At 67.0% G+C, this 26998-nt stretch carries 25 protein-coding genes and 1 pseudogene; 20 read left to right on the forward strand and 6 right to left on the reverse strand.

Translation table 11 applies throughout. The features are described 5' to 3' along the window. Positions 1-42: 42 nt before the first annotated feature. The 7 genes from LL962_RS06615 to recO all read left to right on the forward strand — a co-directional run bounded on the left by LL962_RS06615 (position 43) and on the right by recO (position 7439). Entirely contained in the window at positions 43-1626 is a 1584-nt protein-coding gene (locus LL962_RS06615) for a DegQ family serine endoprotease (protein WP_104584189.1), read from the forward strand. A gap of 190 nt (positions 1627-1816) precedes the next feature. Next, positions 1817-3607, forward strand: coding sequence for a translation elongation factor 4 (gene lepA, locus LL962_RS06620; RefSeq protein ID WP_167395157.1), 1791 nt, complete (start codon positions 1817-1819; stop codon positions 3605-3607). A 105-nt stretch (positions 3608-3712) separates the two neighbouring features. Continuing rightward, positions 3713-4513 carry a signal peptidase I gene (lepB, locus tag LL962_RS06625; RefSeq protein WP_104584185.1) on the forward strand — a complete coding sequence of 267 codons (801 nt, stop codon included), beginning with the start codon at positions 3713-3715 and terminating at the stop codon, positions 4511-4513. Beyond that, on the forward strand, positions 4514-4921 hold the full coding sequence (locus tag LL962_RS06630; protein ID WP_228316463.1) for a DUF4845 domain-containing protein: 408 nt from the start codon (positions 4514-4516) through the stop codon (positions 4919-4921). Then, complete coding sequence (rnc, locus tag LL962_RS06635; protein ID WP_228316370.1) at positions 4911-5591, forward strand: ribonuclease III; 681 nt, start codon at positions 4911-4913, stop codon at positions 5589-5591. Before LL962_RS06630 ends, rnc begins: the two co-directional genes overlap by 11 nt. After that, positions 5588-6484 (forward strand): GTPase Era, encoded by an 897-nt coding sequence (era, locus tag LL962_RS06640; RefSeq protein WP_228316371.1) that lies wholly within the window; start codon positions 5588-5590, stop codon positions 6482-6484. Before rnc ends, era begins: the two co-directional genes overlap by 4 nt. 232 nt (positions 6485-6716) lie before the next feature. Beyond that, complete coding sequence (gene recO / locus LL962_RS06645; RefSeq protein ID WP_228316372.1) at positions 6717-7439, forward strand: DNA repair protein RecO; 723 nt, start codon at positions 6717-6719, stop codon at positions 7437-7439. A gap of 104 nt (positions 7440-7543) precedes the next feature. Here the strand turns inward: recO and LL962_RS06650 are convergent, their stop codons facing one another. Further along, positions 7544-8266 (reverse strand): Hpt domain-containing response regulator, encoded by a 723-nt coding sequence (locus LL962_RS06650; protein WP_104584177.1) that lies wholly within the window; start codon positions 8264-8266, stop codon positions 7544-7546. Between the two features lie 158 nt (positions 8267-8424). Between LL962_RS06650 and rlmD the strand changes: the two genes are divergently transcribed. The 13 genes and pseudogenes from rlmD to LL962_RS06715 all read left to right on the forward strand — a co-directional run bounded on the left by rlmD (position 8425) and on the right by LL962_RS06715 (position 20893). After that, positions 8425-9759: a 23S rRNA (uracil(1939)-C(5))-methyltransferase RlmD gene (rlmD, locus tag LL962_RS06655; RefSeq protein WP_228316373.1), complete on the forward strand. Its 1335-nt coding sequence runs from the start codon at positions 8425-8427 to the stop codon at positions 9757-9759. 172 nt (positions 9760-9931) lie between these two features. Beyond that, on the forward strand, positions 9932-10441 hold the full coding sequence (locus LL962_RS06660; protein WP_228316374.1) for a CYTH domain-containing protein: 510 nt from the start codon (positions 9932-9934) through the stop codon (positions 10439-10441). A gap of 113 nt (positions 10442-10554) precedes the next feature. Continuing rightward, positions 10555-11238, forward strand: coding sequence for a DsbA family oxidoreductase (locus LL962_RS06665; RefSeq protein ID WP_104584172.1), 684 nt, complete (start codon positions 10555-10557; stop codon positions 11236-11238). 15 nt (positions 11239-11253) lie between these two features. Beyond that, on the forward strand, positions 11254-12291 hold the full coding sequence (locus LL962_RS06670) for an NAD(P)/FAD-dependent oxidoreductase (protein WP_228316375.1): 1038 nt from the start codon (positions 11254-11256) through the stop codon (positions 12289-12291). A gap of 181 nt (positions 12292-12472) precedes the next feature. Further along, entirely contained in the window at positions 12473-14017 is a 1545-nt protein-coding gene (locus LL962_RS06675) for a cryptochrome/photolyase family protein (RefSeq protein ID WP_228316376.1), read from the forward strand. 355 nt (positions 14018-14372) lie between these two features. Beyond that, a complete protein-coding gene (nagZ, locus tag LL962_RS06680) occupies positions 14373-15377 on the forward strand; it encodes a beta-N-acetylhexosaminidase (RefSeq protein WP_104584166.1) in 1005 nt (334 codons plus the stop codon). After that, positions 15377-15931 (forward strand): hypoxanthine-guanine phosphoribosyltransferase, encoded by a 555-nt coding sequence (locus LL962_RS06685; protein WP_104584164.1) that lies wholly within the window; start codon positions 15377-15379, stop codon positions 15929-15931. Before nagZ ends, LL962_RS06685 begins: the two co-directional genes overlap by 1 nt. Positions 15932-16147: 216 nt before the next feature. Then, the gene (locus tag LL962_RS06690) at positions 16148-16900 is read left to right on the forward strand and encodes an S-methyl-5'-thioinosine phosphorylase (RefSeq protein ID WP_228316377.1); all 753 of its coding nucleotides are present in this window, start codon (positions 16148-16150) and stop codon (positions 16898-16900) included. Positions 16901-16988: 88 nt separating this feature from the next. Then, complete coding sequence (locus LL962_RS06695) at positions 16989-17195, forward strand: cold-shock protein (RefSeq protein WP_104584161.1); 207 nt, start codon at positions 16989-16991, stop codon at positions 17193-17195. Positions 17196-17292: 97 nt separating this feature from the next. Continuing rightward, the gene (locus tag LL962_RS06700; RefSeq protein ID WP_228316378.1) at positions 17293-18561 is read left to right on the forward strand and encodes an FAD-dependent oxidoreductase; all 1269 of its coding nucleotides are present in this window, start codon (positions 17293-17295) and stop codon (positions 18559-18561) included. A gap of 76 nt (positions 18562-18637) precedes the next feature. Then, positions 18638-18955: pseudogene (locus tag LL962_RS06705) on the forward strand (SymE family type I addiction module toxin). Between the two features lie 340 nt (positions 18956-19295). Then, positions 19296-19703, forward strand: coding sequence for a hypothetical protein (locus tag LL962_RS06710; RefSeq protein WP_228316379.1), 408 nt, complete (start codon positions 19296-19298; stop codon positions 19701-19703). A gap of 35 nt (positions 19704-19738) precedes the next feature. Continuing rightward, positions 19739-20893 (forward strand): XVIPCD domain-containing protein, encoded by a 1155-nt coding sequence (locus tag LL962_RS06715; RefSeq protein WP_228316380.1) that lies wholly within the window; start codon positions 19739-19741, stop codon positions 20891-20893. A gap of 131 nt (positions 20894-21024) precedes the next feature. On the opposite strand, the gene pdeM is transcribed toward LL962_RS06715, so the two are convergent. From pdeM to LL962_RS06740, 5 genes are read right to left on the reverse strand one after another with little or no spacing between them, the layout of a single operon-like run. Further along, entirely contained in the window at positions 21025-21669 is a 645-nt protein-coding gene (gene pdeM, locus LL962_RS06720) for a ligase-associated DNA damage response endonuclease PdeM (protein ID WP_104588118.1), read from the reverse strand. Next, positions 21659-24142, reverse strand: coding sequence for a ligase-associated DNA damage response DEXH box helicase (locus LL962_RS06725; protein ID WP_255626223.1), 2484 nt, complete (start codon positions 24140-24142; stop codon positions 21659-21661). Before LL962_RS06725 ends, pdeM begins: the two co-directional genes overlap by 11 nt. Positions 24143-24156: 14 nt before the next feature. Further along, on the reverse strand, positions 24157-25761 hold the full coding sequence (locus LL962_RS06730; protein ID WP_228316382.1) for an ATP-dependent DNA ligase: 1605 nt from the start codon (positions 25759-25761) through the stop codon (positions 24157-24159). Then, positions 25758-25991 (reverse strand): hypothetical protein, encoded by a 234-nt coding sequence (locus tag LL962_RS06735; RefSeq protein ID WP_104588116.1) that lies wholly within the window; start codon positions 25989-25991, stop codon positions 25758-25760. Before LL962_RS06735 ends, LL962_RS06730 begins: the two co-directional genes overlap by 4 nt. Next, positions 25988-26998, reverse strand: coding sequence for a ligase-associated DNA damage response exonuclease (locus tag LL962_RS06740; protein WP_228316383.1), 1011 nt, complete (start codon positions 26996-26998; stop codon positions 25988-25990). Before LL962_RS06740 ends, LL962_RS06735 begins: the two co-directional genes overlap by 4 nt.

The raw sequence follows: 26998 nt of genomic DNA on the forward strand, positions 1-26998 counted from the left end.
ACGGGTTCCGGTTCCTGTCGCCCTGCCATCGGAGGCAACTCGATGAATCACCGCATCCGTACCCAGATGTTCGGCCTGCTCGCCATGACCCTGCCGCTGGCCGCTTGCGCCCAGCAAACCGCGCCGGCGCCCGCGTCCAAGGCCAGCGCGCCGATCGCCGCCAACCGCAGCACCACCCCGGCGCCGCAGCTGGTGGCGGGCTTGCCGGATTTCACCAACCTCGTCGAGCAGGTGGGCCCGGGCGTGGTCAATATCGAAACCACCATCACCCGCAAGGACGCGATGGCGCGGCAGCAGCGCAGTGGCCCGGGTGGCCGTGGCGGCGGTGCGATGCCCGACGACGAGCAGATGCCGGAGTTCTTCAGGCGCTTCTTTGGCCCGGATTTCCAGATGCCCGGCGGCCCGCGTCAGGGGCCGGGCGGCGGCGATGACGATGGCGGCATCGCCGGCAAGTCGATGGGCTCGGGCTTCATCATTTCTGCCGATGGCTATGTGCTGACCAATCATCACGTGGTCGATGGCGCCAGCGAGGTCACCGTCAAGCTGACCGATCGCCGCGAGTTCAAGGCCAAGGTGGTGGGCAGCGACGAACAGTTCGACGTGGCGCTGCTGAAGATCGAGGCCAAGGGCCTGCCCACCGTGCGCCTGGGCGATTCCAATACGCTCAAGCCGGGCCAATGGGTGGTGGCGATCGGCTCGCCGTTCGGCCTGGATCACTCGGTGACCGCCGGCATCGTCAGCGCCACCGGCCGCAGCAACCCGTATGCCGATCAGCGCTACGTGCCCTTCATCCAGACCGACGTGGCGATCAATCAGGGCAACTCGGGCGGCCCGCTGCTCAACACCCGTGGCGAGGTGGTCGGCATCAATTCGCAGATCTTCTCCGCCTCCGGTGGCTACATGGGGATCAGTTTTGCGATCCCGATCGACCTGGCCTTCAGTGCGGCCGAGCAGATCAAGGCCACCGGCCGGGTCAGCCGCGGCATGCTGGGCGTGGCGGTCGGCCCGATCGATTCGCTCAAGGCGCAAGGCCTGGGCCTGCCGGACACCCGCGGTGCGCTGGTCAACGATATCCCGGCCGGTAGCCCGGCGGCCAAGGCCGGCATCGAGGTGGGCGATGTGATCCGCTCGGTCAACGGCAAGCCGATCGATGTCGCCAGCGATCTGCCGCCGATGATCGGGCTGATGGCGCCGGGTACCAAGGTCGCCCTGGAGGTGCTGCGTGACGGCAAGCCGCGCCAGATCAGCGTGACCCTGGCGCCGTTGCAGGACGGCAGCGACAGCGCCGCGCCGCGCAGTGCTGCCGCCGACGACAAGCCGGAGGCCCCGGCCAGCGTGGCCTTGCTCGGCCTGCAGGTTGCCGACCTGACCGCCGCCGAGCGCGGCCGCCTGGGCCTGGAGGCAGGCGAGGGCGTGCGCATCGCGGCGGTGACCGGCGCGGCGGCGCGCAGCACCCAGCCGCCGCTGTCGCCGGGCCTGGTCATCGCCCGGGTCGGCCGGACCAAGGTCGGCAGTGTCGCCGAACTCAACCGCGCGCTGTCCAGTTACAAGAAGGGCGACGTGGTCATGCTGCTGGTCACCGACGGCAAGGCCACCAGTTATGTGGCCCTGAAGGCCGGCGGGTGAGGGAGGCCGGGATTCGTCATTGGTGATTCGGGATTGGCAAGGGCAGGCTCCCGCTCGCGGGTGCCTGTCTTTGCTCTGCCGTTTCGAATCCCCAATTCCGACTCCCTAATCCCTGCACCAAAGCATGCGATAATGCCGCGTTACCCTGACGACGGCTGCGCCGGCGCCCACCTCAATGTCCTCTGATTCAATGCGGAACATCCGCAATTTTTCCATCATCGCCCATGTCGACCACGGTAAATCCACCCTGGCCGACCGGATCATCCAGCTGTGTGGCGGCCTGCAGGCACGCGAGATGGAGGCCCAGGTGCTGGACTCCAACCCGATCGAGCGCGAACGCGGCATCACCATCAAGGCGCAGTCGGTGTCCCTGCCGTACACGGCCAAGGACGGGCAGACCTACCACCTGAACTTCATCGACACCCCCGGGCATGTGGACTTCTCCTACGAAGTCAGCCGCTCGCTGGCCGCCTGCGAAGGCGCGTTGCTGGTGGTCGATGCCGCGCAGGGCGTGGAAGCGCAGTCGGTGGCCAACTGCTACACCGCAGTGGAGCAGGGCCTGGAAGTGGTGCCGGTACTCAACAAGATCGACCTGCCCACCGCCGATGTCGACCGCGCCAAGGCCGAGATCGAAGCGGTGATCGGCATCGATGCCGAAGACGCGGTCGCGGTCAGCGCCAAGACCGGTCTGAACATCGATCTGGTGCTGGAGGCGATCGTGCATCGCATCCCGCCACCGACCCCGCGCGATACCGACAAGCTGCAGGCGCTGATCATCGATTCCTGGTTCGACAACTACCTGGGCGTGGTCTCGCTGGTGCGGGTGATGCAGGGCGAGATCAAGCCGGGCAGCAAGATCCTGGTGATGTCCACCGGGCGCACCCACCTGGTCGACAAGGTCGGCGTGTTCACCCCCAAGCGCAAGGAACTGGCTGCACTGGGCGCCGGCGAAGTGGGCTGGATCAACGCCTCGATCAAGGACGTGCACGGTGCGCCGGTCGGCGACACGCTGACCCTGGCCGCCGATCCCGCACCGCATGCGCTGCCCGGCTTCCAGGAGATGCAGCCGCGCGTGTTCGCCGGCCTGTTCCCGGTCGATGCCGAGGATTACCCGGACCTGCGCGAAGCCCTGGACAAGCTGCGGTTGAACGATGCGGCGCTGCGCTTCGAGCCGGAAAGTTCCGAGGCGATGGGCTTCGGCTTCCGCTGCGGCTTCCTGGGCATGCTGCACATGGAGATCGTGCAGGAGCGCCTGGAGCGCGAGTACAACCTGGACCTGATCAGCACCGCACCGACCGTGGTGTACGAAGTGCTCAAGACCGATGGCTCGGTCATCAACATGGACAACCCGGCCAAGCTGCCGCAGTTGAACCTGGTGGATGAGATTCGCGAGCCGATCATCCGTGCCAACGTGCTCACTCCCGAGGAGTACATCGGCAACATCATCAAGCTGTGCGAGGAAAAGCGCGGCACCCAGATCGGCATCAACTACCTGGGTAGCCAGGTGCAGATCAGCTACGAGCTGCCGATGGCCGAGGTGGTGCTGGATTTCTTCGACAAGCTCAAGTCGGTCAGCCGTGGCTATGCCTCGCTGGATTACCACTTCGTGCGTTTCGACGCGGGCCCGTTCGTGCGCGTGGACGTGCTGATCAACGGCGACAAGGTCGATGCCTTGTCGCTGATCGTGCACCGCAGTCATGCCGACCGGCGCGGCCGCGAACTGTGCGAAAAGATGAAGGATCTGATCCCGCGGCAGATGTTCGATGTGGCGATCCAGGCCGCGATCGGATCGCAGATCATCTCGCGTTCCACGGTCAAGGCGATGCGCAAGAACGTGCTGGCCAAGTGCTATGGTGGCGACGTCTCGCGCAAGAAGAAGCTGCTGGAGAAGCAGAAGGAAGGCAAGAAGCGCATGAAGCAGGTCGGCCGCGTGGAGATTCCGCAGGAAGCCTTCCTGGCGGTCCTGCAGATGGATAAGTAGCAGGGATTCGGGATTCGTCATTCGGGATTGGTAACGGCTCGTCCGCCTTCCTGCTATTGCGAATCCCCAATCTCCAATCCCGAATCCCGTTCCGAAGGAACATCAATGAAATGGTTTGAAATCGTCCTGGTTGTGCTGACCCTGGGTACCGGCTTCGTCTGGCTGCTGGACAAGCTGTTCCTGGCCAAGCGCCGCGCCGCGCGCGCCGGCCTGCTGGACAGCGAGCCGGCGATCATCGACTACTCGCGCGCCTTCTTCCCGGTACTGGCGGTGGTGCTGATCCTGCGCAGCTTCGTGGCCGAGCCGTACAAGATTCCGTCCAGCTCGATGATGCCCAATCTGCTGATCGGCGATTTCATCCTGGTCAACAAGTTCGCCTACGGCTTCCGTCTGCCGATCACCAATACCAAGTTCATTTCCACCGGCGAGCCCAAGCGCGGCGACGTGGTGGTGTTCAAGCCGCCGCACGCGCCGGACCAGAACTGGATCAAGCGGGTGGTCGGCCTGCCGGGCGACAAGATCGGCTTCCACGGCGATACGCTGTACATCAACGACAAGCCCATGCGCTATACGGTCAAGGGCGAGTACATCGGCAAGGGCAAGGGTTCCGAAATGACCGGCACCACGCTGCTGGTCGAGGACCTGCCGGGCCGCACCCACACCGTGCTGGAGTGGGTGGACCGCAACATGCCGGCCGGCCAGGGCGACTGGACGGTGCCGGCAGACAGCTATTTCGTGATGGGGGACAATCGCGACAACAGCGAGGACAGCCGGTTCTGGACCCAGACGCATTTCCTGCCGGAAGCCAACCTGCGCGGCAAGGCGTTCCTGATCTGGCTCAATTGCGAAGGGTGGTTCTGCAAGGGGAGTTTCGATCCGTCGCGGATCGGGACCGGAATCCAGTAACTGCACGCACGGCGTGCCGGGGGAAGCACAATGAAGCGCAAGCAAAGCGGTATGACGTTGACGTCGTTCGTGGTGGTGCTGGCGGTGGTGGGGTTCGGCCTGTACATCGGGATGAAGCTGTTTCCGATGTACCAGGAGTACTACTCCGTCCGCACGGCGATGAAGGGCCTGGCCAACGAGCCCGGCAGCGCCAACATGGATCCGTCCAAGTTGCAGGATCTGTTCTTTCGCCGGCTGTACATCAACTACTCGGAAAACGTCAAGAAAGAGGACGTGAAGTTCGAGCGCATCGATGGCGGCTGGCGGATGAAGGTCAACTACGAGGTGCGCCGCGAACTGGTCGGCAATCTCGACGTGGTCGGCAAGTTCGATACGTCGCAGGACATGATCGGACGTGGTGTCGAATAGAACCTTCCAGCGTGGCGATCCGATCGGGCATGCGTTCGCCGATCCGGGTCTGCTCGCCCAGGCGCTGCGCCATCGCAGCGCCGGGACGCCGCATAACGAGCGGTTGGAGTTTCTCGGCGACGGCATCGTCAACCTGTTGATCGCCGAGGCGCTGTACCAGCGCTGGCCCAAGGCCGACGAGGGCGCGCTCACCCGCGCGCGCGCCGAACTGGTGCGCGAGGGTGCGCTGGCGGTGATCGGCCGCACGCTCAATCTGGGCGAACGGCTGACGCTGGGTCCGGGCGAACTCAAATCCGGCGGACACCGCCGCGATTCGATCCTGGCCGATGCGGTGGAGGCGATCGTGGCGGCCATCTATCTCGACTGTGGCTTCGAGCGCTGTCGTGCAGTGGTGCTGCCGTGGTTCGAGTCCTCGCTGGCGGCGTTGCCGGTCGGCAAGGCCGAGAAAGATCCCAAGACCCGGCTGCAGGAATGGCTGCAGGCGCGTCAGCTGCCCCTGCCGACCTATGCGCTGATCAGCGAAAGCGGCGACGAACATGCCAAGCAGTTCCATGTCGCCTGCATGCTGGAACAGCCTCTTGCCCGCGCCGAAGGCCAGGGCACGTCGCGCCGTCTTGCCGAGCAGCAGGCCGCGGCCACCGTCATCGCACAACTGGATGTCAACACGTGAGCGAAACCACCCCCCACCGTAGCGGCAGCGTTGCCGTGATCGGCCGGCCGAATGTCGGCAAATCCACCCTGACCAACGCCCTGGTGGGCGCCAAGGTCAGCATCGTCTCCAACCGGCCGCAGACCACGCGCCACCGGTTGCTGGGCATTGCCACCTTTCCGGAAGGGCAGCTGATGCTGGTCGACACACCCGGACTGCATCGCGAGCAGAAGCGCGCGATGAACCGGGTGATGAACCGTGCGGCGCGTGGCTCGCTCGAAGGCGTGGATGCGGCGGTGCTGGTGATCGAGGCCGGGCGTTGGGACGAGGAAGACACGCTGGCCTTCCGCGTGCTCAGCGATGCCGACGTGCCGGTGGTGCTGGTGGTCAACAAGGTCGACCGGCTCAAGGACAAGTCTGCGTTGTTGCCGTTCCTGGCGCAGATCAGCGAGGGACGCACGTTCGCTGCGGTGCATCCGGTCTCGGCGCTCAAGCGCAAGGGCCTGGAGGCGTTGGTGAGCGATCTGCTCAAGCTGATGCCCGAGGCCGAACCCATGTTCGGCGAGGACGAGATCACCGACCGCAGCCAGCGCTTTCTGGCCGGCGAACTGGTGCGCGAGCAGCTGATGCGCCAGCTCGGCGAAGAACTGCCGTATGCGACCACGGTGGAAATCGAACGGTTTGCCGAGGACGGTGCGCTGCTGCGCATCGGTGCGGTGATCTGGGTCGAGCGCGAAGGCCAGAAGGCGATCGTGATCGGCAAGGGCGGCACCCGTCTGAAGGAGATCGGCGGCAAGGCGCGCCTGCAGATGGAGCGGCTGTTCGGTGCCAAGGTGTTCCTGGAAACCTGGGTGCGCGTACGCGAGGGCTGGTCGGACGACGAGGCGGCGCTGAAGGCGTTCGGCTACGAATGAAGCCGGGAGGGCCGGGACCCGGGACCCGGGACCGGGGACTCGGGAAAAGCTGGGTCAGGCAGTTGGTCGGCATACTGCCGGGAAGACGTTTTTTCGCATTTTTCAGATTCGCATGCTGCGCTGACGGCATTGGCGCGGCCCCCGATCGCCGCGCCGCGTTGCAGGTCGACGGCCGATCCTGCGCTTTTCCCGGGTCCCGGGCCCCGGGTCCCCGGTCCCGGCCATTTCCCCCATGTTGATCGAACATGCGCGCGGTTTCGTCCTGCACGTGCGGGCCTGGCGCGAGACCAGTCTGCTGGTGGAGGTATTGACCGAACAGCATGGGCGGGTCGGGGTGCTGGCGCGCGGAGTGCAAGGTCCGCGCAAGCAGGCCTTGCGAGCGGCGCTGCAGCCGCTGCAGTTGATCCAGTTCAGCGCGGTGCAACGCGGCGAACTCGCGCAACTCCGCCAGGCCGAGGCGTTGGACACTGCGCCGCGCCTGTTCGGCGAACGCATGCTGGCCGGCTTTTACATCTGCGAGCTGCTGCTGCGCCTGGCGCCACGCAACGATGCCGTCCCGGAGCTGTATGCGTGCTATGCGCAGGCGCGCGCGCATCTGGCCTCCGAGCTGCCGCTGGCCTGGGGGCTGCGCCGCTTCGAACGCGATGTCCTGGATGGGCTGGGATTCGGTTTCGATCTGCAACACGATGGCGATGGGCAACCGATCGATCCGGCGGCGCGCTACCGGCTCGATCCGCAGGATGGCGCCATGCGGGTATTGAGCGAACGCATGGCGCAGGACCGGCGCGAGACCGTCACCGGCGCGGCCTTGCTCGCCTTGGGCGAGGACCGCATGCCCAGCACCGAGGATCTGCCCGGCCTGCGTCGCAGCATGCGTCGCGTGCTGCTGCATCATTTGAATGGACGCGCGCTGAAATCCTGGGAAATGCTCGAAGATTTGGCGCGGCACCGCTGATCGGCAGCGCCGCTGCGAGGGTGTTGCGCTACCTATGAGTGACCCGAAGTGCACAGGCCCTTCGCTGGCCATCGGCACGTGGCGAAGCGACAACGACTCCCTCTTCAATGCAGTAACGCGGCCACCGCTGCATGGAACTGGGTCTGTGCGGTGCGCGACTGCGGATCGCCGCGCAGCAGGCGCACTGCGCCGGCCAGCCGTGCGGCACCGACGAAACCGCAGCTGGCCTGCAGCCGGTGCAGCTGGTCGCGCAAGGCCTGGTCGTCGCTGATCTTCAAGGCCGACTCCACCGCATCGCGGGTGCCGGGAAGCTCGGCCAGGAACAGCTCGCGCAGGGCCTTGAGGTGGTGCTGCTGCCCATTGAGGGCGCTCAGCGCGGCCGCCTCGTCCCAGTCGCTGGCGGCGATATCCAATACGCCGACCGGTGCGACGCTGTAACGGCCGCGTGCCAGCCCGCGGCGCACCGCCTGCAGCAGGCGCTCGGTGCCCAGCGGCTTGACCAGCATTTCCAGGAACCCGTCGGACTGCAGGGCATGTTGCATGGCCGCGTTACCGTCGGCGGTATGCGCCAGCGCGGGCACGTCCGGATGCAGCAGGCGCAACGCGCGCAGCAGGCCGCCGCCGGTGCCGTCGGGAAGGTTCACATCGATCAGCCATAGGTCGTGGCGGCGTTCGCGGGCACGGTCCAGCGCCGAAGACAGCGAGTCGGCGCAATCCACCACGGCCGGAAGGCTTTCGAGCGCAGCCTGCAGGAAGCCTCGACTGATCGGGTCGTCTTCCACCAACAGCAGGCGTGGATGGGGTTCCTGACGGGTTGCCATGTTCATGCTGCCTCCTTGCCAGCGATGCCGCGTCCTGAGTCGCCGCGCGCCCGCGAAGTTTGCCTGGGTTTGCGAGGCGCGACAATCGGCGCGTCTCCCGGGGAGGCCTGCACCGATCGCATCTGCGACAATACGCACCCTTTTTGCCCGCAGCCTGTCGCCACGTGGCCAGAACCCGCAATCGCCTCGACCGTACTCCTTTCCAGACCGCCATCACCGACCTCAGCCACGACGGCCGCGGCGTGGCCCGTCGCGACGGCGAGGGCGGCAAGGTCACCTTCATCAGCGGCGCCTTGCCGGGTGAGCTGGTGCGTGCCGAGCCCACCGCGCGCAGCCGCCATTTCGACGAAGCCAGGACCGTGGAAGTGCTGGAGGCTTCGCCGCAGCGGGTGGCGCCGCGCTGCCCGCACTTCGGCGTCTGTGCCGGCTGCGTGCTGCAGCACCTGGAGGAATCGCAGCAGATCGTCGCCAAGCAGCGTGTGCTGATGGACAACCTGGAGCGTATCGGGCACGTGGCCCCGCAGACGGTCCTGCCGGCGCTGGTCGGCGACAGTTGGGGCTACCGCCGCAAGGGACGCTTCTCGGTGCGGCGGGTAGAGAAGAAAGACAAGACACTGGTCGGTTTTCGCGAACTGGATCCGCGCTTCGTCGCCGACCTGTCGGTCTGCTACACGGTGATCCCGCAGATCGGCGAGAAGATCCCGCTGCTGGCGGCGCTGATCGAAGGCATGGACGGCAAGCGCGATATCCCGCAGATCGAGTTCATTGCCGGCGACGAGGCGGTGGCGCTGACCATTCGGCACATGCAGCCGCTCAGCGAGCGCGATCGGCAGGCCTGGGTGGAGTTCGCGCAAGCGCACGGCTTTGCGATCTTCCTGCAGCCCGGTGGCGTGGACAGCGTGCATCCGCTGTGGCCGCGCGAGGTGCCGCTGGCGTTCCGCCTGCCGCAGTGGGATGTCGAACTGGCGTTCCGGCCGCTGGACTTCATCCAGGTCAATGCCTCGCTCAACCAGAAGATGATCGCCCATGCGCTGGCACTGCTCGACGCCGGCCTCGAGGATCGCGTGCTCGACCTGTTCTGCGGTCTGGGCAACTTCACCCTGCCGTTGGCACGCACGGTGCGCGAGGTGGTGGGCGTGGAGGGCGATGCCGGGCTGGTGGCGCGCGCCAGGGAGAACGCCCAGCGCAACGGCCTGGACAATGCGCAGTTCCATGCAGCCGACCTGACCCAGGACCAGCGCAGTGCGCCATGGATGAAGCAGGGCTTCGACAAGCTGCTGCTGGACCCGCCGCGCTCCGGCGCGCTGGAAGTCCTGCAGCAGCTGCCGTTGAAGCGCTTCCAGCGCATCGTCTATGTCAGCTGCCACCCGGGCTCGCTGGCACGCGATGCCGGCTATCTGGTCAACGAGCAGGGTTTTACCCTGGTATCGGCAGGGGCAATGGACATGTTCCCGCACACCGCGCATGTGGAAAGCATTGCGGTGTTCGAGAGGCGGTGATTGGGGATTGGGCATTCGGGATTGGCAACGGCCAGTCGTGATGTCCCTGCGCTACCCGCTTTCACCAAGCGCCAGATCGAAGCTTTGCCAATCGTGTGCCGCAGGCGGTGGCAAGCTCCCAGCGCATGTCGCGCTGCTCTAACCAATCCCCCAATCCCGAATCCCGAATGCCATGCCCTTAGAAATCGAACGCAAGTTTCTCGTCACCGGCGACGGGTGGCGCAGTGCCGCGCATGCGGTGATCCCGATGGCACAGGGCTATATCAACGACCAGGCGGCGTTGCGCAGCGGGACGCAGAACGCGTCGGTGCGCGTGCGCGTGCAGGGCGAGAGCGCGTTCTTGAATCTGAAGTCGCGCGAGGTGGGGCATACCCGGCAGGAATTCGACTATCCGATTCCCGTGACCGATGCACGCGCGTTGCTGGACCTGTGCGTCGGCGGGCTGATCGACAAGCGCCGGCATCTGGTTCAGTACCAGGGGCATGTGTGGGAAGTGGACGAATTCCTCGGCGACAATGCCGGCCTGGTGGTGGCCGAGATCGAGCTCGCCCACGCGGAGGAGGCCTTTGCCAGGCCCGACTGGATCGGTGCGGAAGTCACCGACGACACGCGTTACTACAACCTGGCGCTGGCATCGCATCCGTTCAAGCGGTGGCAGGGAGTCGGGACTGGGGATTCGTAGAAGAGCAAGGGTGATGCGTCGGCCCTGGGCGATGCGTTGCAAATCCCCAATCCCCAATCCGCGTGTCGGGGCTTATGCTCTGCGAATCCCCATCCCCATCCCCAATCCCGCTTATGCGCATCGATATCTGGTCCGACGTGGTCTGTCCCTGGTGCTGGATCGGCAAGCGTCGTTTCGAGCAGGCGGTCGCCATGCTCGGCGACAAGGCGCCTGCGCTGGATGTTCACTATCACGCCTTCGAGCTGGATCCGGATGCCGGTGCAGCACCGGTGCCGTTGCGCGATGCCCTGGCACGCAAGTTCGGCGACGCCGCACGCGTGGATCAGATGCTCGCGCAGACCCAGGCCACCGCGCGTGCAGAAGGCCTGCCGTTCGACTTCGGGCGCGGCCAGGTGCAGGTCAGTACGCTGCGTGCGCATCGGCTGCTGTGGCTGGCCACGCACGAAGGCGACGTGGGTGCGGCCATGGAAGCCCTGTTCCATGCCCACTTCGCCGAAGGACGCAATGTGGCGGCGACCGAGACGCTGGTGCGTGCCGGTGAAGCCGGTGGTCTTGCAGCTGCGCGTGTGCAGGCGATGCTGGACTCGGACGAGGGCACGGTGGAGGTGCAGGCGCAGCTGGCGCAGGCCCGCGCACTGGGCATTGGGGCGGTGCCGAGCTTCGTGATCGACGGGCGCAGCCTGATCCAGGGCGCACAGCCAGCGGAGAGTTTCGCCCAGGCGCTGTTGCAGCTGGCGGCTGCCTCGGTGCCGGTGGGCGGCGCCGATGCCTGCGGGCCGGATGGCTGCGCAGTGTGAGCTGCCGGTTGCCGCATGCCGGTGCATGGGGTTGATCCGGTGACGCAACCGCATTGCCCGCAGACGGTGGCGGTGATCGGCGCCGGCCTGGCCGGGTTGGCCTGTGCCGATGCCTTGCAGAAGGCGGGCAAGGCGGTGACGGTCTACGACAGTGCCGATGCGGTTGGCGGGCGCATGCATACCTGCGCCGGGCAGGGCTGGCAGTGCGACGATGGGGCGCAGTACTTCACCGCGCGCGATCCGGACTTTGCGGCCGTGGTGGAGGCCTGGATGGCTGCCGGCCTGGCCGCGCGCTGGTCCGCACGCGTGGCCAGTTGGGATGGAACAACGCTGCGGCCTACGCAAAGCGCCTTGGCGCGGTATGTCGGAGTGCCCGGGATGAGCGCGCCAGCCAGCGCACTCGCTGCCAGCCTGGATGTCCGCATGCGGGCAGGCGTCCAGGCTCTCGAGCGCAGCGGCACGGGATGGGCGGTGAACATCGGCACTGCGACGGCGGCGACGACCCCCGTGGTCGATGCGGTGCTGCTGGCGGTGCCGGCGCCCGTCGCGGCCGCGCTGCTGGCCGATCATGCGCCTGCGCTGGCACAGCTGGCCCGCAGCGCGCAGATGCATCCGGCCTGGGCCGTCGTGCTGAGGTTCGCAACCGCTGTCGACCCGGGCTACGATGCCTTGTTCGTCAATGCCGGCCCGTTGCGCTGGGTGGCGCGCGACTCCAGCAAGCCCGCGCGCACGGGAGCCGAGACCTGGCTGCTGCATGCCACGGCAAGCTGGAGCCAGGCGCATGCCCACGCCACGCCGGCGCAGCTGATCGCCAGCCTGCTGCCCGCGCTGGCTGTGCTGGGCCTGCCGCTTCCGCAGGCCTGCGATGCACGGCGCTGGGGGGCGGCCAGCACCGATCCGCCGCGACAGACCGGTTGTGTCTGGGACGCCGGCCTCGGGCTCGGCCTGTGCGGCGACTGGCTGGCAGGCGGCAAGGTCGAAGGCGCCTGGCAGAGCGGGACGGCGCTTGCGCGTGCGGTCGGCAGCACTGCGCGGGAGGGCGCTGCGTCGTGAGGCGGGACGTGGCCGGTGGAGCGCACACGGCGTTGCGCCCCGGGCCGCATTCGGCGGTGACGACAGGACGCTCGATGGAGCGGGCGCCCGCCAACGCTCGCACACGCATGACCCTCGCACACATGGGCTCACCTGGCAGGCGCAAGCGTGCCTTGCCGCAGATGCGGTTTCGGTCGCCAGGATGACCCAGGCGCCCGCCCATACCTTGCGGCTGATCCTGGGCGATCAGCTCAATCCGCAGCACAGCTGGTTCGCCACGCACGACCCCGGCGTCGTCTACGTGTTGATGGAGGTGCGCGCGGAAACCGACTATGTGCTTCATCATGCGCAGAAGATCCTGGCGATCTTCGCCGCGATGCGCGCGTTCGCGGCAGCGCTGCGACAAAGCGGCCACCGCGTGCGCTATGTGGCGATCGATACTGCCAGCAACCGGCAGTCGATTCCGGCCAACCTGGATGCGCTGATGGCGCATTACCGCGCCCGGCAGCTTCAGTACCAGGCCCCGGACGAATGGCGGCTGGACCAGGCCCTGCAGCAGTGGGGTGCGGGGCAGGCGTTTGTCGTGCGCATGGTCGACAGCGAGCATTTCCTGACCACGCGCGACGAGGTGGCGGGATGCTTCGGTGCGGGCAGCCAGTGGCGCATGGAAGTCTTCTACCGGCAGATGCGCCGACGCCATCGCGTCCTGCTCGATGCCGCCGGCGCGCCGGAAGGGGGGCGCTGGAATTTCGATCACGACAATCGCGCGCCGTGGCCGGGAGAACCGGCCGCGCCCGCGGATTGGCGCATCGCGCACGATCATGGTGCGCTGTGGCGCAGCATCGAAGCTGCCGGCGTGCGCAGCTTCGGTGCGCCCATGGCCGATGCGCTGCCCTGGCCGCTGGATCGCGCCGAGGCGCTGGCGCATCTGCAGGCCTTCATCGAGAACGGCTTGCCGCACTTCGGCCGCTATGAAGATGCGATGAGCACGCGCAGCCCGCGGTTGTTCCATTCGCTGCTGTCGTTCGCGCTCAACCTCAAGATGCTGCACCCGGCCGAAGTGATCGGCCGTGCCGAGCGGGCATGGCGACAAGGGCAGGCACCGTTGGCATCGGTGGAAGGCTTCATCCGGCAGATCCTGGGTTGGCGCGAATACGTGCGTGGCGTGTACTGGTCGCAGATGCCAGGTTACGCCGCGTCCAACCATCTCGATCAGCATCTGCCGCTGCCGCACTGGTTCTGGGACGGGCAGATCGGCATGCGTTGCCTGGCCGATGCGATCGGCAATTCGCTGGCCAATGCGCACGCCCACCATATCCAGCGGCTGATGGTGATCGGCAACTTCGCGCTGCTGGCGGGGCTGGATCCGCAGGCCTTGCACCGCTGGTATCTGGGCGTCTACATCGACGCCTTCGAATGGGTGGAGCTGCCCAACACGGTCGGCATGAGCCAGTTCGCCGATGGCGGCCTGCTCGGCAGCAAGCCCTACATCAGTGGCGCGGCCTACATCGATCGCATGAGCGATTACTGCCGTGGGTGCCGCTATCAGCGCAAGGCGCGGGTCGGTGCACAGGCCTGCCCGTACAACGCGTTGTACTGGGATTTCCTGCAGCGGCAGCGCGCCGTGCTGGGCGCCAACGAACGCCTGGCAATGCCGTATCGGCAGCTCGACGCAATGTCTGCCGACGTGCTGGAAGGGATTCGGGTGCAGGCCGCACACTGGCGGGCGAATCTGGAGCGGCTTTGAGACACCGGGGAGGAGGTCGCCTGCGGTGGGCAGGGGCCGATCGCAGGCACCGCTCCCGTCGCGGCCGGACAACGCCTTCCAGCAGTGGCGCAGTGGGCAACACCGCAGTGGATGTGCCAGGACAGATTGCCGGATGGCCCGGCGCACAGGAGCCACCACACTGGTCTGCGCAACGCCGGCCCGGGCCGGGGCGTGCGGACCCCGGGGTCGACGTGCCGGCGGCACGCGGGTTCGCCAGCCGCGCGCCGTTTCGCCCACGCCAGCCCAGCCTGAATGCGCGATCTGACGCTGCCGCGCGCATCTGCGACAATGCCGCGCTGCGCCATGGTGGCGCCTGGCCCGGGAGTTCCCCAACATGCTTCTGATCGGCGTTGCCGGTACCGACCTCAGCGCACAGGAACGCGACTGGCTGCAGCACGACGCCGTGGCCGGCGTGGTGCTGTTCACCCGCAACTTCGCTTCGCGCACCCAGGTGGCCGAACTGTGCGCCGCCATCCGCGCTGCGGCTCCGCGCCCGGTACTGATCTGTGTGGACCAGGAAGGCGGCCGCGTGCAGCGCTTTCGCGACGGCTTCAGCGCGCTGGCGCCGTTGCAGAGCTTCGGTGCGCAGTACGCGCAGGATCCGCAGGGCGCACTCGCTGCGGCCCGTGCGCATGCGCAGTTGATGGCCGGCGAAGTCCGCGCCAGCGGCGTGGACCTGAGTTTCGCCCCGGTGGTGGATCTGGGCCGCGGCAACCGCGCCATCGGCGATCGCGCCTTCAGCGACGATCCGCAGGTCGTGGCCGCGTTCACCCGTACTTATGTGCAGGCCCTGCATGGCGCCGGCATGGCGGCCACGCTCAAGCATTTCCCCGGCCACGGCACGGTGCTGGAAGATACCCACGTGGATCACGCCAGCGATCCGCGTCCGCTGGAGGTACTGCAGGCCGAAGACCTGGTGCCGTTCGTGGCCGGCATCGAGGCCGGCGCCGATGCGGTGATGATGGCGCATGTGGTCTACCCGCAGGTCGCGCCGGAGCCCGCCGGCTACTCGCCGCGCTGGATCGAGCAGATCCTGCGCGGGCAACTGGGGTTCCGCGGCGTGGTGTTCTCCGACGATATCGGCATGGCCGCCTCGTTCAGTGCCGGTGGCGTGGCAGCGCGGGTGCATGCGCATCTGGATGCCGGCTGCGATGTGGTGCTGGTCTGCCACCCGGAGCTGGTTCCCGAATCGCTGCAGGCCGTGCAGGGCCGCAGCCTCAACACCGCCGCGCTGATCGGTCTGATCGGACGCGGCGCGCTCGGTTGGGACGGCGTCCTGGCCGGCACCGATGCTTCCTTCAACTCTCCTCTTTCCGCCCCTTTCGGAACACTTGCCTGATGTCCACGCTCACCATTTCCCAGGCCCTGGCCCAAGCCGATCTGCTGGTCGATCGTCCGGCCATCGACGCCGCCGTCGCCACCATCGCCGATGCGATCGCGCGCGACTATGCCGGCGAAGTGCCGGTGTATCTCACCATCATGCACGGCGCGCTGCCGTTCTCCGGGCAACTCGCGCTGGAGCTGGGCACGCGTGGTCAGGATCTGCAGTTCGATTACCTGCATGCGACCCGTTACCGCGGCGAAACCGTCGGCGGCGAGCTGGTGTGGAAGCACCGCCCGGCCACCGCGTTGTTCGGTCGCCGGGTGATCCTGGTGGACGACATCCTCGACGAGGGGTACACCCTGCAGGGTGTGCGCCAGTGGTGCCTGGAGCAGGGGGCGACCGATGTGCGCGTGGCGGTATTGACCGTCAAGCGCCACGACCGCTGCGTGCCCGGCGTGACCGCCGATTACGTGGGCGTGGAAGTGGACGACCGCTACGTGTTCGGTTTCGGTATGGACGTCAACGAGCAGTTGCGCGGTATTCCCGCCATCTATGCGATGAAGCAGTAACTCCATCCGGCCGCAGCCGCGGCTGCGCATGCCGGCTGCGCTGGGGACGCGACAGCGCGCGGGTGAGCTCCGCAGCCGCGCGCACCTGCGCCCTGCAGGAATGCATTGCATCCTGGCGCCGGTAGCCGCGTCTGTGTCATTCGTCGCTGGCCTGGCGCAGCGCGCAACCCGCCGCGCGTTGCGCGCATCCACATCCGTTCGTCACAGAGGTTGCCCATGTCTTCCCATTCCATCGCCCTGGCCGTCATCGGCGGCACCGGTGTCTACAAGCTCGCACAGCTCGACAAGGTGCAGACGCACGAGATCGAGACGCCCTACGGTGCGCCCTCGGGGCCGATCCGTGTCGGCATGTTGCTCGGCCATCGCGTCGCCTTCCTGGCGCGGCATGGCGAGGGGCATTCGCTGCCGCCGCACAAGGTCAATTACCGCGCAAACGTCGCTGCGCTGCAGCAAATCGGCGCGTCGCGTGTGCTGGCGCTCAATACCGTCGGCGGCATCACCGAGTCGTTCGGACCACGCGTGCTGGCATGCCCGGACCAGCTGATCGACTACACCTGGGGCCGCATCTCCACGTTCTGCGAAGAGCCGGGCAGCGAGGTGCAGCATGTGGATTTCGGCCACCCGTATTCGCCGATGTTCCGCAGCAAGGTGATCGCCGCAGCCAAAGTGACCGGCGTCACGCTGGTGGCCGGCGGATGCTATGGCGCAACCCAGGGGCCGCGCCTGGAAACGATTGCAGAGATCGCCCGCATGCGCCGAGACGGCTGCGATCTGGTCGGCATGACCGGCATGCCGGAGGCCGGCCTGGCACGCGAAAAAGGCCTGGAATACGCCTGTCTGGCGATCGTGGCCAACTGGGCGGCAGGCTGCGGCGATGCGCAGGAGATCACCATGGCCGAGGTCCTGGCCAACGTCGAGGCGGCCTCGTCGGGCCTGCCGGAACTGATCGGCGAACTTGCGCGCGGGTGATTGTCATCGAGGCATAAGCTTTGCATACTCGGCGGCGTACGCATCGCCGTACATCACCCATTAATTATTGCAAAGGTCTCGCATCACCATGCCGAACGGTACCGTCAAGTGGTTCAACGACGCCAAGGGATTTGGCTTCATCTCACCGGAGGACGGCAGCGCCGATGTCTTCGCGCACTTCTCCGCGATCAACTCCAAGGGCTTCCGCAGCCTGCAGGAAGGCCAGGCCGTCACGTATGACGTGACCCAGGGCCCCAAGGGTGCCCAGGCTTCGAACATTACGCCGGTCGAGTAATCTGACTTGATTGTGCGGTTGAAGAACCCCGCTACGGCGGGGTTTTTTTTGCGCCGGCCCCTGCGGGCATGGCGAGGGCAGAACAGGGTCGGGGAAGATGCAACGGGCATTGCGGATTGCGGTGGTGGGCTACGGAACGGCCGGTCAGGCCCTGGCGGTCCTGCTGAGCGCCGATGGGCACCAGTTGGATGTCTTCGAACGCGCGGCAGCACCGGGACCGGTGGGCGCCGGGTTTCTGCTGCAGCCCAGCGGCCTGCAGGTGCTTTGGAAGATGGGCTTGTTGTCGCAGGCCCTGGCGCACGGCGCGCCGGTGCGACGCCTGTACGGCGAAACGCCCTGCGGGCGCGCGGTGATGGACATGCGTTACCGCGATCTGGATCCGCGCCTGATGGGTGTGGGCATGCAGCGTGGAGCCTTGTTTGCGTTGCTGCGCGATGCGTGGCCCGACGGTACGCAACTGCAGACCGATACCCGCATCACCGCGATCGACCATGACGGCAGGCGGGTGCAGGACCAGCGTGGGCAGTGGCACGGCCCCTACGATCTGATCGTTGCCGCCGATGGCTCGGCTTCGGCGTTGCGCGCGCAGGTGCAGGGCACGCGGCTGGATCGGGTGTATCCGTGGGGCGCATTGTGGTGCCTGTTGCCACGCGATGACTGGCCGTTCGTGGACGAGCTGCGTCAGCGCTACATCGGCGCACGCAAGATGATCGGGCTGTTGCCGGTCGGCACGCGGCCGGGCGACGACACGCCGCGCCTGAGTTTCTTCTGGAGTCTGCCGTGCAGCGATTTCGCTGCATTGGAACAACGCGGTATCGCGGCCTGGCGCGAGGAAGTGGCGCAGATGTGGCCCGATGCCATCGCCCGCCTGGAGACGGTGCAATTGCACACCGCGCTGGCCCGCGCCAGCTACCGCGATTCGGTGATGACGCGCTGGTACCGTGGCCGCCTGGTGCTGGCCGGCGATGCTGCGCACTCCATGAGTCCACAGCTGGGTCAGGGTGTGAACATGGCGCTGCTGGATGCGCTGGCGCTGCGCGATGCGTTGCGCGCGGGCGCCGACCTGGACGACGCCCTGCTGCGCTACCAGCACGAGCGCCAGGCGCATGTGGCGATCTATCACCGCTGGAGCCGATGGCTGACGCCGTTGTTCCAGTCCGAGCGCGATCTGTGGGCGCATGGCCGCGATCTGTTGCTACGACCGCTGGGCCGGGTGCCGGGCGGGCGCGGGCATATGCTGCGCGTGCTCAGCGGTACCCAGCATGGCTGGTTCGGCAAATTGGCGTTGGCGCCGGAGTTCGTGGAGGCGCTGTCGCAGCCCTGCGCGCAGCCGATCGGCCAAGGCGTCGAGGCAGCGGTGCGCTAGCTGTGTACGCCCACCCATTGCATCTGCCAGCGCACGGCCCACTCGCGCGCGTACGCGCCACGCGCCGCACAAGCGGGTGCAGTGGGTCGTTGTGCAACCCGACCGCACCCAGCTGCCACCGATGCTGCCGCCCGACCCGGACGCCTCCTCCGTAAGGCCCCGGCGCGCTACGTGCACCCCGCCGCGCCAGTGCACCGTCAGCTACACCCATTACCCCGGCGCCCACGACCACCGGCGACCAGCACGTGCCGCACATTCGCCTCAGCGGCCTAGGGCTGGAACAACTGGGCTTTGCCATCGGCATCAGCGCATCACCGCCAGCGCGGGCCAGTTGGTGATGAAGGTGTTGCCGCTGGCGGAGATGCCTGCAAAACAACTTGGGGCGCATCGATGAGCGCCGCCCGCCGCATTCAGATGAATGTTGTTTGCCGCTAGCAGATCTTGCACACGCAGAACCCCGCGAGGTGATTGCTGCCGCCGCCCGATGCGGGGGGCATCGACGTGTTAAATTTCAGCGACGCTCTTAGCGCAGGATCAGAGAGATGGCCCTTCACCCTGGGAAATCCCATGGACGGCAAGTTAACCAGGGACGTGTTGCCTTTCCTCAGGCAACGTCGTTACCAATTGCACTGCTGGCACTCTGCAGCTTTCATGCGGGATGTGCTCCCAGCACTCCACGCGATCAGTCAGCCGTAGCGGCTGCAAAGCCCTCCGTTGAAACCAGGAGCAAAGACGTGACGGAACGCCTCAAGCAAGATGTCGATCGGTTGATCGCTACTGACTTCCAGGATGTCGCAGCACTTAACGCTCAGCTTCAAACGCAGTTCGGCCCCGGCGAGTCGCAAGACGCGATGGTGGTGCGGCGAGGTGAGGGTGGTGCGCTTGCCGGTACCGCCTTGAAGCGCATTGAGCTTCGCAGCACTCGGGATGCGCCCTCGCATGCGACGCTCGTGCTCGACTTTTCGTCGCCTGGCCCGAAGTTCGAGGGTATGCCTTCGCCAGATGCGTCTCTCTATCCACCGCGCCCAGATGCTGCCGGTTCCAGCGCTTATTGGTCGATGCAGACGGAAACGGCAACTGTCATCTTTGGGCTGAGCGAAGATCAGTCCAGCCTGAGCTACGTCACAATCAGCAAGAAGTAGGTTGCTGAGGTGGGTCACCAGCAACGGAGTGCATGATGGAACGTGTCGACGAGTCGAAGTATCCACAGCCGCAGCAACCGGTGTCAGGAGCCGCTTCCGGGAAGCCTTCGTCTCCGCTATCGGATCCTTCGGTCACGCCTTTCTTGCAGAGGTCTCCAACACTTCAGGCAGGCCTTGCGCAGTTGAATCGGGACAACATTGCTGTGGTATGGGGGGCTGCTGGTGCGGGCACCTATCTCGTTCCTCGCACGCAAGTGGTGATTGACGAAAATGCAGTCGGAAACGGTGCGCGCATCGCTCGGTCGCTTTCGCATGAAATTGGGCATCATCGATTTTCCGAGCAATCCGATCAGTCCTCCAAGATTGGTTACGTTACGAGCATGCTCCGTGGCGAAGCTGCAGCAACGCTTAGCAATGCACTCATTCGGCGTGAGATTCTGAATCACAAGGGACCGGACATCGGAATTTCTGGAAGCGGCACCAGGCCACAGCAGTACGAAGCAATTGCCGATCAGCAAATGGCAGGCCACATCACACGCGATGCCGCATTGAACCAGATTGCCCAGGTCTTCAAGACGGAACAACCTTCGGTTGGACCGAGTAAGACGTACGAACAATATTACGGCGACTACTACGATAAACATATTGCACCGCTACAACGCAAGCAGGGTCGACCGGAACCGGAAACCATCAGCGACATCACTTCTCCTGATGTGAAGCAGAGTGCAGTCGGCCATGATTCGCCCTTGCCACCACAGAAAACGCCGTTGTTGCCCTCGCAGCCAGGCCACCCAGACCACGCCATGTACCAGCAGATCAAGGGCGGCGTGCAGAAGCTCGATACCGAACATGGCAGGCAGTGGGACGCATCAAGTGAGCGCATGACCGCCAGCTTGCTTGCGCTGGCAAAAGAGGAAGGGATGTCGCGGGTGGACCATGTCGTCCTCAATAATCCCACGTCCAAGCTGGCCGGCGGCGAAAGGGTCTTTGTCGTGCAGGGCGCTTTGAATGACCCAGCTCACCAGCGTGCCCATATGCCAACCGTGGACGCCGTGCAGACACCAGAGATCCAGTCGTTCGATCGTTTGCAGATGATCAAGCAGACCCAGGCCCAGGCACGCGAACAGCAGCAGGCGCTGGAGCAGTCGCAGCAAGCCGTTACGCAGGCGGCTCCGTCGATGACGCGCTGAGGGGCAACGCAGCATGGCAAGGCTTGGCCTTCCCGAGCGAGACTGCCGACGACGAGGGGCCGGCGGCACGCGTGACCTGCACAGTCGGCGATCGGTCGATCGTGCAACGGTGTAGCCGCCACGGTGTCGGTTCAACGCACCGGCAGGGCCACCGCATCGCCTTCCACGCAGGCGACCAGGCGTTCGCCCTCGATCAGGGTCGGTACCACGCCTGCGGTGAAGTGCGAAAACGCCGGAAGGATGGTGACGCGTTCGCGCAACCAGAACGCCGGCCAGCGCCGCGCCAGCCCGGGCAGTGCCGCCAGCGGATGCAGATGCCCGCACAGCACATGGCCGGTGGGATGCGGCATCGGATCGTGGCGGAGCACGAACGGCCCATCCTGCACCTGCTCGCCGGCCGCTTCGATGTGCAGGTCCGCGCCGGCCAGGGCGCGGTCGTGATTGCCGCGGATCGCGATCACACGCAGGGCGCAGTGCCGCTCGCGCCATGCGCTCCAGCGCCGATGCCAGGCCGCACGCGGTGCCGGGCCATGCAGCAGGTCGCCCAGGATCCACAGCGCCTGGACAGCGCGTTGATCGAGCAATGCATCCAGGCGCTCCAGATCGTGTGCAGTGCCACCCGCGGGCAGCCCGATCCCGGCGCGGCGGAAGACGTCGGCCTTGCCCAGATGCAGGTCGGCGATCAGCAACGCGCGCTGCGCCGGCCGGTACAACGCGCGCTCGCCGAGCAGTTCCACCGTTTCGCCGCCCAGCTGCAACTGCACGCTATCGCCCATGCCTGCGCTCCAGTTGTTCGGCGGCACGCAGCACGCGTGACTTCCAGTCCTCGGTACTCAGCTGGCCACGGACGCGTTCGGCCCACAGCGGAAACGACAACGGGGTGAGGCTGCGCGGCGCGCGCAGGCACAATGCGCGGCGCGCGCAATCCTCCAGCGCGTGCGCCAGGCGCGCCAGTTCCAGCTGGCCTTCGAACACTTCGCGCTCGGCCTGGGCGAGCAGCAGATGCCCCGGATCGAAGCGCTGCAGCACGTCGTAGAGCAATCCGCTGGAGGCCTGCAGCTGGCGCAGGCTGCGCGGCGCACGCCCGGGCAACGATGGCGAGAGCAGGCCGGCGACGCGTGCGATCTCGCGGAACTGCCGGCGTGCGAGCTCGCCCAGGTTGAGGCTGTCGCGCAGATCGTCGAACAGGCCGGCCGGCGACAGCAGCGTTTGCAGCAGGCCGGCATTGATCGCCACGTCCTGTGCCGGCGAGAGCACGAAGCCGTAATCGTTGGCCGCGAAGCTGAAGGTATTGCGCTGGCGGCGGCCCCAGCGCGCGGCCAGCAGCGCTGCCAGGCCCTCGTTGACCTGGCGGCCGGCGAATGGATATACGAACACGTGCCTGCCATCGCGCGCCTTGATGCTTTCCACCAGCAGGTGATGCGGGCCGGGCAAGGCCGATAGCGTGGCCTGCAGCTGCAGGAGCGGCGCCAGCGCCCGCATCTCCGGCGCATCGCCAGGGTCGGCGAACAGCGCTTCCACCTCGCGTCCCAGCGCCGACGACAGCGGCATGCGCCCGCCCATCCATTTGGGCACCACGCCGCTGCCGCCTTTGGCCACGCGCACGTAGGCGGTCATGTCTTCCAGGCGTACCAGCTCCAGCAGGCGGCCAGCGAACTGGAAACGGTCGCCGCGTCGCAGCCGGCCGACGAACTGTTCTTCCACCGCGCCCAGCCGGCCGCCGCGCAGGAACTGCACACGCACGCTGCCATCGCTGGTGATCGTGCCGATCGACAGCCGGTGGCGCAGTGCGACGCGGCGGTCGGTGACGCGGTAGACGCCGGTGTCGTCGCGCACCACCTTGTGGAAATCCGGGTAATGCGCCAGCGCGCTGCCGCCTTGCACGATGAAGTCGAGCACCGCGTTCCAGGTGAGGCTGTCCAGCGCCGCGAAGGCATCGGTGCCGCGCACCTCGGCGAACAGCGCATCGGCATCGAAGCCTCCGCCGAGCGCGAGGGTGACGCAATGCTGCGCCAGCACGTCCAGCGACAGGTGCGGCGGCGGGCGCGCTTCGATATGGCCGTGGTCGATCGCGCGGCGCGCGGCGGCGTATTCCACCAGCTCCAGGGCGTGCGAGGGCACGCACACCACATGGCCGGATTCGCCGGGACGATGACGCGCGCGGCCGGCACGTTGCAGCAACCGCGCAATGCCCTTGGGGCTGCCGACCTGCAACACCTGATCCACCGCCGGAAAATCCACGCCCAGATCCAGGCTGGAGGTGGCCACCACGCAGCGCAGGCTGCCCTCGCGCAGGCCCTGCTCGGCGGCCGCACGCAAGCCGGGGTCCAGCGAGCCATGGTGCAGCGCCAGCGTGGCCGGATCTTCCGGCCACACCGCGCTCAGGGCCTGGTGCCACAATTCCGCCTGTGCGCGCGTATTGGTAAAGACCAGGCTGGTGTTCTGTTGCAGTATCTTCTGCAGCACGCGCGCCAGTTGCGCCAGGCCCAGATGGCCAGCCCACGGGAAACGCTCGCCGCTGTCGGGCAGCAGCGTTTCCAGCGTCATGGCGCGCGGCCTGACGCCGGACACCAGCGCGGCCTGCGGCAGGTGCGGCAGCAGCACATCGCGGGCCTGCGTCAGGTTGCCCAGGGTGGCAGACAGGCCCCAGATGCGAAGTGCCGGCGCCCAGCCGCGCAGGCGCGCCAGGCACAGTTGCAGCAGTACCCCGCGCTTGTTGCCCAACAGCTCGTGCCACTCGTCGACGATCACGCAGCGCAGCGTCGACAGCTGGGGCGCGGTGTCCGGGTACGACAGCAGCAGCGCCAGCGATTCGGGTGTGGTGACCAGGACATCCAGCTTGCCGCTGCGTGCCAGCCGCTTGTCGCGCGCGCTGGCATCGCCGGTGCGCAGGCCCACCTGCCACTCCAGTCCCAGCGCGTCCACCGGCTCGCGCAACGCACGCGCGGTATCGGCTGCCAAGGCGCGCAGCGGCGTGATCCACAGCACCTGCAGATTGCGTTGTTGCTGCCGGCGTGCGCTGGCAGCGGGCCTGACGGCTGTGCTGGAAGGCTTGCGTCCGCGCACGGCCAATGCCTCCAGCAGCGGACCTCCGAAGGCCGCCAGCGTCTTGCCGCTGCCGGTCGGCGTATGCAGCAGCCCGGATTCGCCATCGAGATAGCGTTTCCACACCTCGCGTTGAAAAGGCAACGGCGTCCAGCCGCGTTGCGCGAACCAGGCGCGCCACTGCTGCAGGGGCGTGCCGCGCATCTGCTGCGTCGCCGTCACCGCGCCAGGGCCTGCAGGCTGCTCAGATGGTCGGCCTCGGACATCGGCTTGTCCTGCCGCCAGCGCAGGATGCGCGGAAAACGTACGGCGATGCCCGACTTGTGCCGCGCGCTGCGGTTGACCGCTTCAAAGCCCAGCTCGAACACATGGTGCGCCGTGACCGCGCGCACTGGCCCGAAGCGCTCGGTGGTGTGGGCGCGGATCCAGCGATCCAGCTGCAGGATCTCGGCATCGTCCAATCCCGAATAGGCCTTGGCGACCGGCACCAGCTGGCCTTCGTGCCAGAGCCCGAAGGTGTAGTCGGTGTACAAGGTGCTGCGGCGGCCGTGGCCGGCCTGCGCGTACAGCAACACCGCATCGATGGTGAGCGGGTCGATCTTCCATTTCCACCAGTCGCCGCGGCGGCGGCCGGCCTGGTAGACCGAGTCGGCGCGTTTGAGCATCAGCCCTTCCACACCGCGTTCGCGGGCCTGCACGCGCAGCTGCGCGGCCACCTGCCAATCGCCGGCCTGCACCAACGGCGAGGCGACGATGCGCGGATCGGCCAGCGCGGCAAGCACGCGCTCGAGCAGGGCGCGTCGTTCGTGCAGGGGGCGCTGGCGCAGATCCACGCCATCGAGCTCCAGCAGATCGTAGGCGACCACGCGCGCCGGCGCGGCGGCCAGGGTCTTGGGCCCGGGCTTGAGTCGCTGGATGCGCGTCTGCAGGGCAGTGAAGGCCATCGGCACGACGTGCTCCGCTTGCCAGGCCAGCAGCTCGCCATCGATGACGATTCCATCCGGCAACTGCGCTGCGGCCTGTTCGATTTCCGGGAAGCGTCCGTCCAGGCGTTCCTCGCCGCGCGACCACAGGGCCACCTCGCCGGCGCGCCGGATCAGCTGCAGGCGGATGCCATCCCATTTCCATTCCAGCAGCCAGCCGTCGATGGGGCCCAGCGTGTCCACCTCGGCCTCGAGCGGCGAGGCGAGGAAGAACGGATAGGGTTGCTGCCGATCGCCGGGCAGCTCCTCATTGGTCAGCAGATCGGCCAGGTAGGTGGGATGCGGCCGCCAGCTGCCCAGCATGCGTTGGGCGATGCGGGCGATATCCACGCCAGACAGTTCGGCCAGGGCCTGCTGCACCAGCCGCTGCGACACGCCCACCCGCAGCGCGCCGGTGAGCAGCTTGTTGAACACCAGGCGCTCGTCGAAGGCCAGGCTGCGCCAGGCCTGCACGATGCACGCCTTGCGCAGCTCCACATCCTGGTTGGCGATCGGCAGCAGCCGTTGTTCGATCCATTCGGCCAGCGGCAGATCGGAGGCCTCGCTCACCGGGTCGTCCAGCAGCAAGGCCAGCGTCTCGGCCAGATCGCCGACATGATCGTAACTGTCGGCCACCAACCAATCGGCGATGCCGGCGGTGTCGGTGATCCACTCGCGCAGCTCGCTGCTGCTGGCGATGCGCATGCGACTGCCGGCCACCTTGCCACCGGCCAACAGGTAGAGCGCCCAGGCCGCATCCAGCGGCGCGGCCTCGCGGAAATAGGCGACCAGCGCGGCGCGCTTGTCGAGCGTGCCGGTGCTGCGGTCCAGGGTGCGGTACAGCGCAGCGAACCGTTTCACGGCACTGCCTTTGCCGGCATGCGTTTATCCGCCGCGCGCAATTCCAATGCGCGCCGTGTGAATGCCGTGAGCGGGCGCGGGCGACGCAGCGGGCGCGGTGGGCCAACCACAGCGGCCGGCGCGCTGCGATGCACGCGAAACGCCAATGCGTGCCGGCGGAACGCGAGCGCCCCGCTCAGGCGCAGGCGCGTGCGCGCGCGGCCAACGCGACGTGCGGGCAGCGGGTTCATTCCTCGGCTCCGAAATCGGTGCGGAAGGCTTCGGCTGCGACACCACGCTCGCGCAGGTGCTGGATCAGTGCATCGGTGTTGCCATGGGTGGCGATGACGCGCCGTGCGCCAGTGTCGTCGATGGTACGCAACAGGTCCGGCCAGTCGGCGTGGTCGGACACCACGAAGCCGCGATCGTAGTTGCGCCTGCGGCGGTTGCCGCGAATGCGCATCCAGCCGGAAGCGAATCCCTGCTGCGCGTGCCGGAAGCGACGGATCCAGGTACTGCCGGCGGCCGAAGGCGGTGCCAGCACCAGCTGGCCGGCATAGTCGGCGCCGCGCGCATGCTCGCTGACCGGCTGGGTGTCCAGCATCGGGATGCCGGCCTGTCGATACACCTCTACTCCGGTGGCGATCGCGCCATGCAGCAGCGCGGGCTGCGTGTCCCAGGCGCGCAGCTCGGCCAGCACGCGCTGCGCCTTGCCCAGGGCATAGCAATACAGGATGGCGGCCTCGCCGCGCTCGGCGCATTCGCGGCGCCAGGCAACGATGTCGGCGGCCACCGCCGCAGTCTCCGGCCAGCGATACACCGGCAGGCCGAAGGTCGCCTCGGTGATGAAGGTGTCGCACGGCACCACCTCGAATGGCTTGCAGGTGGGGTCGAGCTGGCGCTTGTAGTCGCCCGATGCCACCCAGACCTCGCCATCCACCTCGATACGGACCTGCGCCGAACCGAGCACGTGTCCGGCCGGATGCAGCGACACGCGCGCATTGCCCAGCGCGAAGGCTTCGCCATCGGCGTGCGTGTGATAGACCTGCGCGCCAAGTCGCCATTGCAGGATCGGCAGGCTTTCGTGCGTGCAGTGGTATTCCCCCATGCCGCCGCGCGCGTGATCGCCGTGACCATGGGTGATCACCGCGCGCGGCACCGGCCGCCAGGGATCGATATGGAAGTCGCCCTGCGGGCAATACAGCCCTTCGGGTCCCAGCACCACCAGATCGCCGCGTGTGTCGTTGCCGTTGCGCAT

Origin of the sequence: Xanthomonas sp. NCPPB 1067 (assembly GCF_020783795.1) — a bacterium.
In the GTDB taxonomy this organism is placed as follows: Bacteria; Pseudomonadota; Gammaproteobacteria; order Xanthomonadales; family Xanthomonadaceae; genus Xanthomonas; species Xanthomonas melonis.